This window comes from Peribacillus sp. NPDC056705 (assembly GCF_043656335.1).
Window position 1 is genome coordinate 73168 of record NZ_JBHTYI010000009.1, and the last position, 16532, is coordinate 89699.

The following is a 16532-nucleotide window of genomic DNA, read 5'->3' on the forward strand; positions in this document are numbered from 1 at the left end:
ATTTTTTTTAATAATACTATACTAATACCATAAACATATACAAAACAAACAAAGGGTGTGTCAAATGAACATCGATATCATAGGGGACATTCATGGATGTTTCGCTGAATTCAGGCAGCTGACCGAAAAAATGGGCTATACATGGAAGACTGGGTTTCCTGTACATCCCTCCGGAAGAATTCTCGGCTTTGTAGGCGATTTAACCGATCGCGGCCCAAATTCCCTTCAAGTAATAGAGGTTGTCCATGAATTAGTCATTAACCAAAATATAGCAAGGTATGCCCCAGGTAACCATTGCAATAAATTGTATCGTTATTTTTCAGGCAATAAAGTTCAAATATCACACGGTTTAGAGACTACTGTAGCTGAATATGAATCACTGAACATTCGGGATCAGAAGAAGATCCGAAAAAAGTTCATGGATCTGTATGAACGTTCCCCACTTTATCAACTCATTGATGAAGGGCGATTGATCATTGCCCATGCAGGAATTCGCAGTGACTATATTGGCCAATATAGCAATAAGGTAAAAACCTTTGTCCTCTATGGTGATATCAATGGCTCCAAACATCCCGATGGGTCACCGGTCAGGAAAGACTGGGCACAATCATACAAAGGGGAAACCTGGATCGTATATGGACATACACCAGTCCCTGAAGCTAGAAGAGTCAATCATACTTATAATATTGATACAGGCTGCGTCTTCGGTGGAAAACTGACGGCTGTCCGTTATCCCGAAATGGATCTTCAAGAGGTGCCTTCTTCCATGCCATATATAGCGGGAAAATTCAGGACATCTTTTGATTAACCAAAAAAACTCGCCATCTTGGTGAGTTTTTTTGAGTCTATGAAGTGGTTTTGTTTATTGCAGCCCGGATATAAAGTCAGGAATCCCACCCTTTACTTCCTTCGAGCAAACGGGTCATATCTTCTGGTAACTCTTCTTGAAACAACATCATCTTCTTCGTGAAAGGATGTAAAAATTTCAATTCAAAACAATGAAGGGCTTGGCGAGGGATACCTCTCCTGTTCCCTCCATATAAATCATCACCAGCCAGCGGGTGGCCAATATGGGCCATATGGACCCTGATTTGATGTGTGCGCCCTGTCCTGAGTTCCAAATTAAGGAATGTGTGGGACCCTGTATGTGCCAATACCTTAAATAGGGTACAGGCATACCGGCCATCCTCCCTGACTTCCCGTTCAATGATGCTGGTCGACTTTCGTCCGATTGGCGCCACTATCTCTCCTACAGGTCCTTCAACGATTCCTTCAGCTACGGCTTGGTATCTCCGTTTAACCTGTCCTGATTTTTGCTGCTCACTTAAAAGGTGATGGATATGCCGGTGCTTGGCAATTAAAACCAAACCTGATGTATCCCGGTCAAGACGTGTAACTATATGGATCGTCGCCTGTATTCCCGCCCTCCTATAATAACCCGCCAAGCCATTCGCCAAACTGCCGTTGGGATGCTCACGGGAAGGAATGGTATTCATGGAAGGGGGCTTAGCCACCACCAATACAAACTCATCTTCATATCTGACATTCAGGGGGATGGGTTCCGGCAAAAGGCCTTCACTTGCCTGCTCCGGCGGAAATATGACGGTGACGATGTCGCCCGTTTCAATCCGTTCCCTTACGGTCACTTCTTCGCCGTTCAACTGGATATATCCACCTTTAAACTTAATATCCGTTAATGCTCGTTTTGAAATATCGCATTTGCTGAGAAACTCTCGCAATAAAGAGCCAGAATCCTCTTCAAAAACCGACCAGGTCAAAGAAAAGTTTTGATTTGACATGAGGTGAATCTATCTCCTTAATTAGCAATAAATGAATCATGCACTCTTTTCCAGAAAGGAAAAGGGCGGAATCTGGCAAATCGGATCTTTTCATCTGCAACTCGGCACTGTATCGACTTTACATTTTCCTGAAGCAAGGACAAATGGTCGACCGTAATTTGAAAATTGACCGCATTGACCGGCCTGAACATACACGTATGATGTGCCGGCAGCAGAAGCGGAGATCCTACAGTCCTAAACACCCGGTTATTAATGGATGCCAATTCGGTAATCTGGATGGCATCGATTGATGGATGGACGATGGCCCCGCCAAGCGCCTTATTATATGCCGTGCTTCCGGATGGCGTCGCAATGCATAAACCATCTCCACGGAACGTCTCGAAATGCTGGCCGCGTATTTCAACGTCCATGACGAGCGTCCCTTCCACACTTTTGACCGTCGATTCATTCAACGCCAAAAATCTTGCTTCCCGCCCTCCATGCTGATAACGGACAATCGTTTCGAGCAATGGATATTCCACTATTTGAAATGGGGTTTTCGCTAAAGCTATCACCAATTTTTCAATTTCATCAGGGGTCCAATCTGCATAAAAACCAAGATGTCCTGTATGTACACCGACAAAGGCAGTTTTATCCAATCGATTCTTATAACGGTGAAAAGCATATAATAAAGTGCCATCACCACCGACAGAAATGACAATATCCGGCTGATCTTCGTCATATTCCAAATGAAAGTCCTGAAGATACGTACGCATCCTTTGCATTAAAGTATTCGATTTCGCATCTCCTTTTGACGTTATCGCAAATTTCATGTAATACCACCTCACAAATTAGATTTCTTCTCGTTTACCCATTTATGCGTTCAAGAATCTTTCTTCCTGGAAAAAAGACGCTGTGCTTCCTGGATTTCCGTACGGATTTGCGACATCTCTGCATCAAGCAGGAAGGCCGCTTCCGCTGCACGTTTGAGTCGCAATTGAATATCTTCCGGGAAAATGCCTTTATATTTATAATTTAAAGAATGTTCGATCGTCGCCCAAAAATTCATCGCAAGAGTCCTGATTTGTATTTCGGCAAGGATATTTTTTTCGCCATGGATCGTCTGGACCGGATAGCGGATTACAACATGATAAGAACGATAGCCGCTTGCTTTTTTATGGGAAATATAATTCCTCTCCTCGACTATCTCGAAGTCATTGCGGCCTCGTAATAGTTCAACTACCTGTTCGATATCATCCACGAACTGGCACATCATGCGAAGCCCTGCAATATCCTGAATTTCAGTTCCCAATTTATCAATGGGAATATCCTTCAGGCTCGCCTTATCCAAAATGCTGACAATCGGCTTTACCCTTCCTGTTACAAATTCGATCGGCGAGTGAATATTCTCTCTTTCAAACTGTTTCCTTAATCCCTTTAGCTTAACCTTTAATTCTTCGACAGCCTGAGTATAAGGCGCCAAGAAATCGTCCCAACTCTCCATTGCCACACCACCTATATCTATCTAAAAAGCGCCTGTTCAACTCTGGTATGGGCAGAACGCTCTCCTAAATCCAGCAGTCACATGACTTTATGTCAATTCACCGCTGGATCCTATTTCTTTTTCTAGCAAAAAGTATGTATTAAATTCCTATATATACGATAATCCATTTTTCGTGCTCAACGTTTATATTTTATCATATCCTGCAATTGATTCCTAAATATTCAAGTACAATAGCAAAAAATTATTGAATTCAATTTGACAGCTGGAATGGTTCTTATATGATTAACCTAAGAATCAGCCAGAAAGGATGGAGCACATGAACCAGCATATTGAAATTGAATTTAAAAACCTTTTAAGCGAAAAAGAATTTCGTCAACTGATCAAATACTTTCATCTTGGGGCATCGAACTTTAAAACCCAGAAAAATCATTACTTCGATACACTTGGATTCACTTTGAAAAGCCTAGATTCCGCGCTTAGGATCCGGGAGAAAAACGGGCGTTACGAGCTGACTTTAAAACAGCCCGCAACAGAGGGACTATTGGAAACGAATCAAGATATTCATGAAGGAACCGCATATGCATTTCTGAATCAGAACACATTCCCTGATGGCGAGATCCAACATCTAATCCTTGAATGCGGAATTGATCCAAAAGATGTTACCTGCTTCGGGACACTAAAGACAGACCGCCTTGAATTTCCTTACAAAGAGGGTTTACTTGTTTTAGATCATAGTTCGTATTTGAATCAGGAAGACTTTGAGCTTGAATATGAAGTGACGGATGCAAAAGCAGGGAAAAAAAACTTCCTGAATCTCCTTGAAACCCTTCAAATTCCGGTAAGGGAAACCGAAAATAAGGTTAAGAGGTTTTATCGCGCCAAATTCCAGGAATAATCCTGTTTGAACCCATTCGGAGGTGGAGAGTTTGAAAATCCAAGATTTCAAAACGTTTATGGAATTGCAGGCAATCCAGCAATTCACAAATGGCAGCATCACAAGCAAAAATTCATCTCGATCCGTTTTCCAGGACATGCTCTCGGAACTGGTTTCGGGAGATGCTCTTGAAAGCACTTCGCAGAAATTGGGTTCCTTATTATCCAATGTTGAAGCTGAAACGAAATCTTTTCTTCAACCCAGCGGCCTAACATCCATGAACATCAACCCGATATCCGCTGCCAATGCTAACAAACAGAGCAGCAGCGAAACCGCCAAAAACTATGATCATATCATCAGCCAGGCAGCCAGTTTATATAACCTCCCGGAAAAACTGATTAAGTCTGTCATTAAACAAGAATCGAACTTCAACCCTGAAGCCACCAGTTATGCGGGTGCCGCTGGCCTTATGCAGTTAATGCCAGCAACTGCAAAAAGCCTTGGGGTGGATGATGCAACCGATCCAGAACAAAACATCATGGGCGGGAGTAAATATTTAAGTCAAATGATGGCACGATATGACGGAGACATCCAGGTTGCCCTTGCTGCTTATAATGCAGGGCCGGGAAATGTCGATAAATATAACGGCATCCCGCCCTTTAAAGAAACTCAGAATTATGTTCAAAAAGTTTATGGCACATTTTTAAGTTAAAGCAAGCTGACCCTGTTTATTTGTGACGGGTCAGTTTTTTTCATGTCTATATATGCTTCTCCAGAACAAATGGGAAAGCCCCCCAAAGGTGTAATCTCCGATCATTCCCCTGTGTCATACTACAGATGTAAAATTTTCTTTAAGCTATATATTTGTTATATCAGTACGTCATTGATAAAATATGAATAAATATCAACCATCTTTCTTTAAAAGGAGTAATCAACATGATGCAAGGGAACCCTACACCATATGAATTAATTGGAGAAGGGCAATTACACAAATTAATTGATGTGTTTTACTCCAACGTTAGTCAGCACCCGGATCTGCAGCCAATATTCCCTGACGATTTAACTGAAACGGTCCGTAAGCAAAAACAATTTATGACTCAATATTTAGGCGGTCCCTCTCTATATACCGAAGAGCATGGCCATCCTATGTTGCGGGCTCGACATATACCTTTTGAAATTACGCCAGAACGTGCGAAAGCATGGCTCTCATGCATGTATCAAGCTATGGACGAAATTGGCCTTGAGGGTGAGATTAGGGAGTTTTTCTATCATCGCCTCTATTTGACGGCACAGCATATGATCAATACATCCGGAACTGACGGGAAAGGAGAAGACAGTTGAGCGCACAAAAACCAGTTTTCAATATTTCCGATTGGATCAAGACGCAGCATTGCTATGATAAAGGAAAAAAGCCAATTGAAATTTATGTTTTTGTTGATCCGCTTTGTCCCGAATGCTGGGGCTTAGAACCAATTATTAGGAAATTACAGATAGAATATGGCCAATTGTTCAGTTTACGCCATGTTTTAAGCGGTAAAATCGATTCTCTTAATATGGGGAAAAATAAAAATTATGAAAACATTGCTCAGGTTTGGGAAAAGACAGCCAGCCGCTCGGGAATGTCCTGCGACGGGAGCCTTTGGTCTGAAAACCCAATCTCTTCTCCATATACAGCTTCCATCGCAATAAAAGCAGCGGAATTGCAGGGGCGTAAATTGGCCATTCGCTTTTTAAGGCAGCTTCAAGAATATGTATTCATAGGAAAAAAGGATATATCCAATATCGAAGTCTTGACCGAATGTGCCAATATGGTTGGACTGGATGTGGAGGAATTCCTTTATGACATCAATTCTTCCAGTGCAGCCAAAGGCTTTCAATGTGACATGAAAATCACTAACGAAATGGAAGTGACGGAAATACCTTCCCTTGTCTTTTTCAATCAAAATATTGAGGAAGAGGGAATAAAAGTTTCAGGTGTCTATTCTTACGAGGTATATGTTCAAATTTTAGAAGATATGCTCAATGGTCTGCCAGCCCCTGCAAAACCCCCCTCTCTCGAAGAATTTTTAAGCTGTTTCAAACTAGTGGCCACAAAGGAAATTGAAACTGTTTATAATATGAATAAGAGTAACGTCGAGTTGGAAATGAAAAAGCTTGTTTTAAAACAGTTGGCAGAAAAGATTCCTGCTAAATACGGAACGTTTTGGAGATATACAAAGAAGCAGTCATGAATTTGACTGCTTTTTTGTTTAAAACCATGCTAATCAAAAGATTGCATGGTTTTTTTATAAGAAAATAAGGGGATGGGAGAAATTTTTCACGATCAAACAAAGGGGTATAAGTTTGTTTGTGATTCACTTCACAATAAATAATATAACAGATAACTCAGTTATGTTTCAACTGTTTGTGTAACATTTCACTAATTGTTCACAATATATAATTTTCATTTTTTAATTATTGTTTCTTGTATATATAGCTAAATAAGAGCCTATTTAAGTTCAAAGCCATAAGTGTTTTTGATATCTGATAAGCAAGGGAATGAATTTAATTGTGAAACAAATCACAAAATATTAAATCATTTGTTCTTATTTCCTAATCTTTCGTACAACTTTTGTTACAACCGGCGTCATTTTGTACCTTTTACTTTTCTGCAAATGAAAAAACCCGGCAAATCACGAAATTTGCTGGGGTTTTTCATCTATTTATGCGAATAAGGGGATAGGAGAAATTTCACGACGAACAAACAAAGGGGTATATGTTTGGGATGTGATAACTTCTATATCTGTACTATAGCAGATTATACACCTTAAAAGCAAGAACTTTGTGCGCAGCTTCACATTATTGTCATATTTTTAGAATACTGCTTATTTTAAAACATACTATCTAATAAAGCGCAGATGAGCTTTTACTGCGGCCAGTTGGAGGTGACCAAATTGAAAGGCTTTATACTACTCATACTCTTGATAGGGTCGCTATTTGTCCAGCTGCTCGGTATCATGAACCTCATTCCTCTGTATTTTACCTCCCCTATTCTATTTTTTGTTTTCTTCATAATTCTTCATAGTGTAAATCAGAGAAATCGATTTAAAGGATTATGACGGACATGCATATAGTTGAAAAGGACCCGAAGTGCTCGGGTCCTTTTCACATCTTATTTATTCAAAAGCTCTTCCAACTCATTTAATTTTTCTTCGAATACATTCATGGCTTCTTGTACGGGTTCAGCTTTTGTCATATCGACGCCAGCCTTTTTGAGCACTTCAATCGGATAATCAGAACTTCCTGACTTCAAGAACTCCAGATACCTTTTGACGGCGGGCTCTCCTTCTTCAAGGATTTGCTTGCTCAATGCTGTTGCTGCACTGATCCCTGTTGCATATTGATAAACATAGTAATTATAGTAGAAGTGTGGAATACGCGCCCATTCCAAACCGATTTCGTCATCAATGGTCACGTTCTCTCCAAAGTATTTCTTGTTCAGCTCATAATATTCCTTAGTAAGCATATCCGCTGTCAACGCTTCCCCATTTTGAGCTTTTAAATGAATCGTATGTTCAAACTCTGCAAACATCGTTTGCCTGAACAGTGTGCCGCGGAAACCTTCCAGGTAATGATTCAATAAATAGATGCGTTTCTTTTCATCTTCGATTGAATTCAGTAAATAATCGTTCAACAGGTTTTCATTACAGGTCGATGCAACTTCCGCTACAAATATGGAATAATTCCCATATGGATATGGCTGATATTTACGTGTATAGTAGCTATGGACCGAATGCCCAAACTCATGAACGAGCGTGAATAAGTTATTGACGTTATTTTGCCAATTCATTAAAATATAAGGATTCGTCCCATATGTACCAGAAGAATAGGCACCGCTTCGTTTCCCTTTGTTTTCATGCACATCGACCCAACGATTTTCAAATCCCTCTTTCAAAACGTTCAAATAGTCCTCCCCAAGCGGAGCAAGACCTTTAAGGACATAATCTTTGGCCTCATCATATGTCACTTCCATCTTCACTTCTTTAACAAGAGGGGTGAATAGATCATACATATGAAGTTCGTCTAATTGCAGTACTTTTTTACGTAAATCAAGATAACGGTGCAGTAATGGCAAGTTGTCATTGACCGTTTTAACGAGATTATCGTATACGGTCTCCGGAATGTTATTATTACTTAACGCCGCTTGGCGTGCTGAATCATATTTTCGAACCGTGGCATTGAAGTTGTGGTTTTTCACCTCACCTGACAGGGTTGAAGCAAATGTATTACGGAACTCACCATACTTGCTGTATACCCCTTTAAATGCCTCCTCACGTACACGGCGATCTTCACTCTCAAGAAAACTGATATACCTTCCGTGAGTGATTTCAACTTCATTTCCCTCTTCATCCTTAATGGTCGGGAATTTCAAATCGGCATTGTTTAGAATACCGAAAGTATTGCCCGATGCATCAAGTACTTCTGATGCTTGCGCCAATAATTCTTCCTGCTCTGCAGATAAGATATGGGGCCTCTGAAGATTGATTTCCTCTAAAGAATGTTTGTATAATTTCAGATCTTCTTTTTCTTCCAAAAAACCTTCCACTTTGTTTTCATCAATACTCAATAGTTCAGGAACCATATATGAAAACGCAGCTGCTGCCTGGGCGTATAAAGCTTTTGCCCTATCCTCCATCCCTTGATAAAAAGGATTGGTTGTATCTTGATCATTGCGCATATGTGAATAAGAATAAACTTTCCCCAGCTTCTCGAATACCTCATCTTGGAATTGAAGGGCCGCAAATAATTTTTCTGCGCTTTCCCCCAACGTCCCTTTATGTGCTTCCGCCTTCTTGAGGTCTTCCTTTACCGCTTTGAAGGCAGCTTCCCAATCTTCCTCGGTTGCGAAGATATCTTCCAGTCTCCATGTATCTTCAGGAGCTATTTCACTTCTTGAAGGTAATGTATTTGCTTTTGTTTCCTGTGCCATAAAAAAATTCCTCCCCATTCTATAGAAACTTGCCATTGGGCTAAATCGTTAAACCGGATCGAACGCTGCAATACTTCATTCGGCGTTCATTCTTTCTTAAGTTTTCTTAATTCCCAGTTCTTATTACTATTTCTCCATTAACAAAAATAATCCTGCCCTTTCATCTGAATTCAAGATAAATAGAGATGTTATCACTGATTATACTGGATATTCCCCTTTTCCATCATCAATTTATGCTTATCATAGAAATCTTTTTCCATAATTTGAGCTTGATCACTGGTGAAGGGAGGGGTAATTTCCCTTTCAACTTTAAAAACCCCTTCTTTCAGTTTTGATAAATAACCAAATTTCATCAAAAGCATGATATATTGACCTACAGGATACTCGATGGGTTTTTCATGAAGCAATGGCAACGGTCTGAACCTTATTCCACCTTTTGTTGAACGCTTTCTAAAATTATGGATAATATCAGCCATAGAAATCTTTTCCCCTGTTCTTTTCTCATGAAACACATCCATGTATAACCATGCCTGCCATTCGATCGAGGCAGTTTCGATCAACAGCATCCCTCTGACCGGTACACCCACTTCAATTGGAAGTGTCGCAGGTGAAATATGATGTAAATATAGCCCTTCGAAAAAAGGATCGGATCTCCGTGCTGTTTTCACCCGATGGAGGGACCAGCCATTTCGTTTATATCTCCATGCGGGCAGAAAAGGGAATCTAAAGCAGTTTTGGGGCAATGCACGACTTGGGGGAAGGAACCTTAATGAAGCTGTTGTCAATTCGGCAAAGACGGTTCTGGGGGTAAAAGGAGTGAGGTTCTTCAATACTGATAAATGATCCGTTTCCGGGCAATACATCCAAAGAAAAGGGTGATGGAAGCTGCCGGTGACGAAGAGCCAGTGGAAGCGGGATAAACTGAATTCATACAAACTTTTCCTTTTTAAGCGTTTTGCAGCAAGGATCCAAATTGGCTTGATGCCTATGCTTTGATAGGCTTTTGTCCTTTCAATGAATTCAACCTCGGGGATAACTGAGCATTGAAATTCTATTGCATAGCGATTACCTCCTATCACAACCAAAATATCAGCCCTTTTCTTAATTTCGGGAAGGTAGGCTTCTAAAACCACTTGATAACCATGTGATAAGAACCACTGAAATAATTTTCTTTTTCCCAATAAATGATAGGCGGATTCCGGTTCTGAAGAAGCGCGGCATGACGAACTATTTTTATGGGCAAAATGCGGGATCCTGACTTTTCCCGCCTTGATGGTCATTTCCATCTTACAGCATGGACAGTAATAATCTGCTGACTTTCTCCATTCATCAATCACGTTTGCCGGTATCTTTTCAGGAAGGGTAACCCATGTCCCATCTTTCTTCATAGCAGTTAGCATATATCTCCTCCTCATCCACTACATTCGCCTGTTTTGCTCAGGATTCCTTTTAATCCGAAAAAAAAAAAAAATGCCTTATCGGCATCAAAGAAAGTATCTAAAGAAGGGGTGAAAGCAATCGGCAAGTGGACTCCAAAACCTTCAAACCGAAATTCCGTTTGGAAAACGCACCAATCTCCACTTCTTGGGATACCTTTATATCTTCCAAAAAATCATTCACCAGTTGCTGAGTACTTTCTGTCCGGTAAAGAAAAGCATTGACTTCGAAATTCAGGTGAAAGCTCCTCATATCCATATTGGTTGTCCCAATTGATGCCAGTTGATCATCCACGATGATGATTTTACTATGCATGAACCCTTCATTATATTGGAATATACGAGCTCCGGAAGCAAGCAATTCGGGAAAATAAGTTCTCGAAGCATGAAATACGATACGTTTATCGGGGTTCTTCGGGACGAGCAGCCTGACATCCAAACCACTTAAGGCGGCCACCTTCAATGCTTGTAAGATATCGTCATCAGGAACGAAATACGGGGAAGCTATCCAGACGGACTTTTCTGCTGAAGTGATCATCTTAAAAAAAATGCTTTTTATGATCGTCCACTCACTATCAGGCCCGCCGCCAATCAATTGAATTCCACCATGTCCGTGATGGTTCGGCAGTCCGGCCATGAGATATTCATCACTTAAAAAACTATTATTGGTGCTATAATACCAATCCTGGAGAAATATGAGCTGTAAAGTCCTGACAGCTTCCCCCTTTATGATAAGGTGCGTATCCCGCCAAGAACCGAATTTCCGATCTTGTCCCAAATATTCATCCCCAATATTGAGACCGCCGATGAAACCGACAGAGCCATCTATCACAATTATTTTACGATGGTTACGAAAGTTGAATTTATTATTTAATAAAGGGAGATGCAGCGGACCAAAGGCCACCATTTCGGCTCCCGCATTCTTCAGTTCATCGATATAAGAACGTGCTAACTTCCAAGAACCAACCGCATCATATAGAAATCGGACCTCTACCCCCTCTTTTACTTTTTGTATCAAGATGTCTTTTAACAGTCTGCCAATGCGGTCATCCCTAACAATATAATATTCTAAATGGATATGATGCCTGGCTTTTTTTAATTCTTCGATGATATTGGAAAATGTTTCATCACCATTCCTTAAAACCCGGGTTTCAGTCTGAAATGAAATAGGGCTATTCCCCAGCCTATTTGCAAGAGTGATTAACTGCTGAGGGTTCTCGCCCATTTCCTTAATTCGTTCATTATAATCCGCTTCGCAGCTTATTTTCACGAAACTCTGTTTGTCCAAAAAGTACTTCTTGCGAAATATCCTCTCTTTCCGAAAATTTCGGCCAAACAAAAAGTAAAAAATGAAACCGATGAATGGGAAAGCGCCAAAAATAACAAGCCATGTTATGGTCTGGATGGGATCTCGGTTTTCCATGAAAATGTTGAATCCAATTATCACCAAGAAAAGGGTCAATATAAGACTAGAATAAAAAATCAGCCCGCCATCGACGCCATTTATTAGAAAATGCCATGTACTGACCAACAAGAGAATAAGCAGACCGACGCCAACTATATTCTTCACCTAGACTACCTCCAATTAACAAACACAGGCATATTTAAAAAACCTCCATGCTAAGGCAAAAACATTTATTCTTGGACGAAAAGGCCGATTTCTACTGAAATCGGCCTCAACAGTCTATGCGAAATATTTATCGACCGTTGTGAATACATCATTTTCGATAACTATCTTCCCGTACTCTTCAAGCATGTGCACCGTTATAGGTGACTCCTGACTATATTCCAATAAAAGACTTAAAACATTATCGATTTCTTCCTCATCAATCTCCGCCTCGGAAAATTCGATATAAAGATAATATTTATTCTGATAAACATAAAGTTTTGTCGTCCATTCATCCAAGCCCTGACGCTTGCTTAATGAAATGACATCTTCAAAATCCTCGAAAGTTGTGATGAATTCAATCATACCATCTTCGAATGTCATACCGCTTTCTTCATCTTTACCATGAAAATGTTGATCAATAAGCGTATCCATCTTGTCTGATACATTCAAATCCCTTAACTTATCATCTGAAAGAGGCAACTCGAGTTTCTGACCATCTTTGGCAAGCTGGGCTTTTGTGACCAAAACTTCCAAGCCTTTTTCAAGGGCTTGAACTTGAATCCATAAGGGTCCTTCAATCATGAATTCTTCTTCTTGATGCACTTCATCCATCATTTCCCAAAAAAGCTCCTCACTTCGCTCGCGGCTGTACCAAATTTCTTCGCGATCAAAGCCTCTTTCCTCAATATCTATATAGGAAATATAAAATTTAACTGTATCGTCATTAATGCGTTCGATTTCCATGATTCCCCTCTCCCTTCCTTTCTCATTTTGAAGGGATAATAACCCCCAAGCGAAAATTGCTCTTAAAAGCTCTTTACCCGTAAGTGAATACTGTAAATCATGATAGTCATTAAAACGGACTATTTTACATCATTTTATGACAAAACCTTGAAGAAGGGAAATAAAAAACATTACTTATCTAAAAAACAATTGTTTGCCTAATATTCCATTCATTCTATAAAATAATTCATCCTGATGCAACTATCATAATGCTTTATTCAATACTGCCATTAATGCCTTATTATATACACAGCATGATGAGCTGCATTCATTATTTTTTCTTTAAATGATGACCGGGTCAAGGGACCTGCTGCAAACCCAAAACGTCTGATGCCGCCTAAGGATTCTTTTATGTTCCCCTTCATTAAGTTAAAAAAATCAGTGAAACGTTATGTATAAAGAAAAAGCCCTGCACATTTCCTGGCAGAGCTTGAAAGACCTTATTAGTTGACCATACGTTGTGCTTCCCGTAACTGGAAGGTACGGACTTTACGTGGTAAAAAGCGTCTTATCTCATCTTCATTATAACCAACTTGAAGCCGTTTCTCGTCAAGGATAATTGGACGTCTTAACAGACCTGGATTCTCCTTGATCAATTTATATAATTCTTGAAGAGGCAGGCTCTCTAAATTTACGTTTAACTTTTGGAAAGTTTTTGACCGTGTTGAAATGATTTCATCGGTTCCATCTTCCGTCATTCGAAGAATTTCTTTAATCTCATCAATCGTTAACGGTTCTGAAAAAATGTTTCTTTCTTTATATCCAATCTCATGTTCCTCTAACCATGCTTTTGCTTTTCTGCATGAAGTACAACTAGGTGATGTATATAATGTTACCATGTTTACTCACACTCCCTAAATATAGAATCGGTGATCTATGAGGGGAAATCTACTATTAGTATTCATAAGTACCACTCTAATTTGAAATAATTTTAATTAAGTATTTCATTTTCTTTATTATACACTAATTTATTTAAAATGAATACCCTTTTTGATATTTGGAAAAATCCTTTTAAACTTCTAGTTTAGCCTGTACTATAGCTTTTTCCGTTTTTTATGTAATACATTAAAACTGCTTTTTCTAATTGAAAATACCTACCTACCATTCTCATTTAACTCTCAATACGGCCCTCATGATTCTTTAAATAACTCTTTACTTTTATTTACCCCCAATCTTTGTCAATAAACAAGATCATGTTAATATATTTTCTTTAATCAAATGCAAATTCCTCCTTTTACATTAAAAACCATTCTTTTAGCACATATATTTCCAAAAATAAAAACAATTCAAAAATCAGCTATTTAGATATTCATTTTAATGCAAAATATGCACAATAAGAAAAGACAGTTTGCAAACGTTCCGGTTGTTTTCTGCTGGGACACTTTTTGACAAATTAAAAAGGGCCAGTGAAACAACCGGCCCTTTTACTCAAATTTGCACCTCTTTAAAAATATCCGTTTCCTGACCTGCATTCAAGCTTAGTACATCCTCTACATCTTGATAAGATTTCCCATAAAGATCATCATCTTTGTAAGTATGGATTTCAGAATAAATCTCTTTCATGAAATCAAATACGTCTTCTTCATCAACAGATGGAGATGCGGGCCAATATAAGATTTCCATAGGCGTATCCTCCTTGGTGGCAAGCGATTTTCTGCTGTAGGAGATCGAAGAGGCATGCCGGAACCCTTCCCTTTTATAAAATTTCAGCCTTTTAAATGTGTCATCATCATTTTCTTGTACTGGTTCTACTTCCAGCAAGATCGTTTTCTGCTTTTTTTGCAATTTTTGAATCAATTTCCTCCCTAGTCCCTGCCCCCTTGATTTCTTTGATACAAAAAGGTAATCAATGAATATAAACTCTTCCCCTTCCACATACAATAAAACATGGTCGGGACCTTCATCTTTTTTATATATTTCCTGCTTATCTTCTAAAAGGACTTCTATATGTTCTTTGGACTTCATCTCTTCAATAGGGAAATACTGGTTTAGCTTTTCGTACCAATTCATAATTTAATCTCCTCATTTGCTAGTTTATACTTTCCAGATTATTTCTTATCCACTACAATGGAACTTGAATAGCTTGAAAATATTAGGAGGGTTTTGATGATCAGTTACTTTTTGGACTTTTTTTTAGTCGCTGCTTGCGTTATTGGCATTACAGCCGTGAATGGCGTTGTGACGAATGGCATCGGCGAAAAATGGTTTGGCGGGAAACGTCACTCTCATATTTTCGATCATTCGAAACGAATTCAGTCAGGGTGGAGTCAAGTTGGCGGGAATAAAAAGCGGTAATTCAGAGAGAATATGGATGACCGGAAGAAACTTCCTAGGTCATCCTTATTTCATGGGGTATAGTCTACTCCCTTTGTATATCGATTTGCTGCATTCCATAATAAGTATTCATCAATACCATTGTCTTTCAATGCTTTTATTTGGGCTTCCACTTCTTCCTTACCATACCTTTGGTAATTCCCCTCTCCTAAATATGAGGCAGTAAAGTCTTGTAACCAAGGTCTTGAAGTAGGTGGTGTTTTTAATTCCTTAAGCTTTCCGTTCTCTAATTTTGCATATTCCTTAACGAGATTATAAGGCTCCAAATCCGGCTTATCGATACCAAAATAAGATGTCCAGTGACTCGGGTAGATCATCGAGGAAATTACATCAACATTTTCAGAGATTTTTGTGAAGTTTTGCCCAATTCCGGGAGCTTCAGGCAATGTAGCTGCATATCCAAAAATATCCACTGATACTTCCACACCATATGGCTCCAGTTGTTCCCTCGCATAACTTACGAAATCAGTCACTGCCTGAACCCTTTTAGCTGTATTACTCACTTTCGCTTCATCATATTCACCTACATCATATTTCAAATCATCTTCTTTATTTTCGAATCCTTCGGGAAAACGGACATAGTCAAATTGAATTTCTTTAAAACCCAACTTTGCCGCTTCAATGGCAATACCGACATTATAATCCCACACCTCTTTTAAGAATGGGTTAACGAAGGCTTCCCCTCGACCATTCTTCCATACCTTTTCTCCATCTAAAAAAGACAATTCAGGTTTCTCTTTGGCCAAATGGGAGTCTTTAAAGACGACTACCCTTGCAATTGGATAAATCTGTTTATCCTCAAATTTTTTCAGCATTGACCTTGGGTTTTTTATGTAGTCTTTACCGATCCCAGCATATGGAGAATCGGGATCTTCGGGTTTATACGTAACGTTCCCCCTGTCATCCTTAATGTCAATGACCATCGCATTCAAATCGGTTTCATCTACATAATTAATAAGTTCATTCAATTTATTGCCGCCAGCTGCAGGACCTGTCACATATATTCCGCGCACAGCATCCGGGTAGTCGAATTTCAACCCCGAATCAAAAACAAAACGCGGTACGCTCACAGGCAATTCTTTATTTTCTAATGCCACCTGCCTGGTTTCATTCATGCCTTGCGCATGAACTGGCTGTTGAATCAGGAATATGCACATACCTGTCATCAACAATTTACACAATGGTTTCATTTTCTCCACCTCATTCGCCATCAGTCATCAATATTCAACAAATATAATAAACCCC

At 39.5% G+C, this 16532-nt stretch carries 16 protein-coding genes; 6 read left to right on the forward strand and 10 right to left on the reverse strand.

The window, feature by feature from the left end:
* Positions 1–64 precede the first annotated feature (64 nt).
* Entirely contained in the window at positions 65–808 is a 744-nt protein-coding gene (gene prpE / locus ACFRAK_RS13800; protein WP_394571882.1) for a bis(5'-nucleosyl)-tetraphosphatase PrpE, read from the forward strand.
* Between the two features lie 76 nt (positions 809–884).
* On the opposite strand, the gene ACFRAK_RS13805 is transcribed toward prpE, so the two are convergent.
* Genes ACFRAK_RS13805 through yjbM form a run of 3 tightly spaced genes read right to left on the reverse strand, consistent with a single transcriptional unit; the run spans position 885 to position 3282 of the window.
* On the reverse strand, positions 885–1799 hold the full coding sequence (locus ACFRAK_RS13805; RefSeq protein ID WP_394571883.1) for an RluA family pseudouridine synthase: 915 nt from the start codon (positions 1797–1799) through the stop codon (positions 885–887).
* Positions 1800–1816: 17 nt separating this feature from the next.
* On the reverse strand, positions 1817–2611 hold the full coding sequence (locus ACFRAK_RS13810) for an NAD kinase (RefSeq protein ID WP_053534153.1): 795 nt from the start codon (positions 2609–2611) through the stop codon (positions 1817–1819).
* Positions 2612–2661: 50 nt separating this feature from the next.
* Complete coding sequence (yjbM, locus tag ACFRAK_RS13815; protein WP_034314484.1) at positions 2662–3282, reverse strand: GTP diphosphokinase; 621 nt, start codon at positions 3280–3282, stop codon at positions 2662–2664.
* A 316-nt stretch (positions 3283–3598) separates the two neighbouring features.
* Here yjbM and ACFRAK_RS13820 point away from each other — a divergent pair, with 316 nt between their 5' ends.
* The 4 genes from ACFRAK_RS13820 to ACFRAK_RS13835 all read left to right on the forward strand — a co-directional run bounded on the left by ACFRAK_RS13820 (position 3599) and on the right by ACFRAK_RS13835 (position 6387).
* The gene (locus ACFRAK_RS13820; RefSeq protein ID WP_387596223.1) at positions 3599–4177 is read left to right on the forward strand and encodes a CYTH domain-containing protein; all 579 of its coding nucleotides are present in this window, start codon (positions 3599–3601) and stop codon (positions 4175–4177) included.
* 22 nt (positions 4178–4199) lie between these two features.
* Entirely contained in the window at positions 4200–4868 is a 669-nt protein-coding gene (locus tag ACFRAK_RS13825; protein WP_387596226.1) for a lytic transglycosylase domain-containing protein, read from the forward strand.
* Between the two features lie 224 nt (positions 4869–5092).
* Positions 5093–5497, forward strand: coding sequence for a globin domain-containing protein (locus ACFRAK_RS13830; protein WP_260284005.1), 405 nt, complete (start codon positions 5093–5095; stop codon positions 5495–5497).
* Entirely contained in the window at positions 5494–6387 is an 894-nt protein-coding gene (locus ACFRAK_RS13835) for a ClpXP adapter SpxH family protein (RefSeq protein ID WP_387596229.1), read from the forward strand. Before ACFRAK_RS13830 ends, ACFRAK_RS13835 begins: the two co-directional genes overlap by 4 nt.
* A gap of 920 nt (positions 6388–7307) precedes the next feature.
* Here ACFRAK_RS13835 and pepF read toward each other — a convergent pair.
* From pepF to ACFRAK_RS13865, 6 genes are all read right to left on the reverse strand, one after another.
* Positions 7308–9125 carry an oligoendopeptidase F gene (gene pepF / locus ACFRAK_RS13840; protein WP_394571884.1) on the reverse strand — a complete coding sequence of 606 codons (1818 nt, stop codon included), beginning with the start codon at positions 9123–9125 and terminating at the stop codon, positions 7308–7310.
* A gap of 191 nt (positions 9126–9316) precedes the next feature.
* Complete coding sequence (locus tag ACFRAK_RS13845) at positions 9317–10525, reverse strand: competence protein CoiA (RefSeq protein ID WP_394571885.1); 1209 nt, start codon at positions 10523–10525, stop codon at positions 9317–9319.
* Positions 10526–10622: 97 nt separating this feature from the next.
* The gene (gene cls / locus ACFRAK_RS13850) at positions 10623–12131 is read right to left on the reverse strand and encodes a cardiolipin synthase (RefSeq protein ID WP_387596238.1); all 1509 of its coding nucleotides are present in this window, start codon (positions 12129–12131) and stop codon (positions 10623–10625) included.
* 114 nt (positions 12132–12245) lie between these two features.
* On the reverse strand, positions 12246–12914 hold the full coding sequence (gene mecA, locus ACFRAK_RS13855) for an adaptor protein MecA (RefSeq protein ID WP_260284003.1): 669 nt from the start codon (positions 12912–12914) through the stop codon (positions 12246–12248).
* Positions 12915–13396: 482 nt separating this feature from the next.
* The gene (spxA, locus tag ACFRAK_RS13860) at positions 13397–13792 is read right to left on the reverse strand and encodes a transcriptional regulator SpxA (RefSeq protein WP_034314502.1); all 396 of its coding nucleotides are present in this window, start codon (positions 13790–13792) and stop codon (positions 13397–13399) included.
* A gap of 589 nt (positions 13793–14381) precedes the next feature.
* On the reverse strand, positions 14382–14963 hold the full coding sequence (locus ACFRAK_RS13865; protein ID WP_387596242.1) for a GNAT family N-acetyltransferase: 582 nt from the start codon (positions 14961–14963) through the stop codon (positions 14382–14384).
* A 96-nt stretch (positions 14964–15059) separates the two neighbouring features.
* Here ACFRAK_RS13865 and ACFRAK_RS13870 point away from each other — a divergent pair, with 96 nt between their 5' ends.
* On the forward strand, positions 15060–15248 hold the full coding sequence (locus ACFRAK_RS13870; protein WP_192203711.1) for a hypothetical protein: 189 nt from the start codon (positions 15060–15062) through the stop codon (positions 15246–15248).
* A 50-nt stretch (positions 15249–15298) separates the two neighbouring features.
* On the opposite strand, the gene ACFRAK_RS13875 is transcribed toward ACFRAK_RS13870, so the two are convergent.
* The gene (locus tag ACFRAK_RS13875; protein ID WP_387597151.1) at positions 15299–16444 is read right to left on the reverse strand and encodes a putative glycoside hydrolase; all 1146 of its coding nucleotides are present in this window, start codon (positions 16442–16444) and stop codon (positions 15299–15301) included.
* Positions 16445–16532 lie beyond the last annotated feature (88 nt).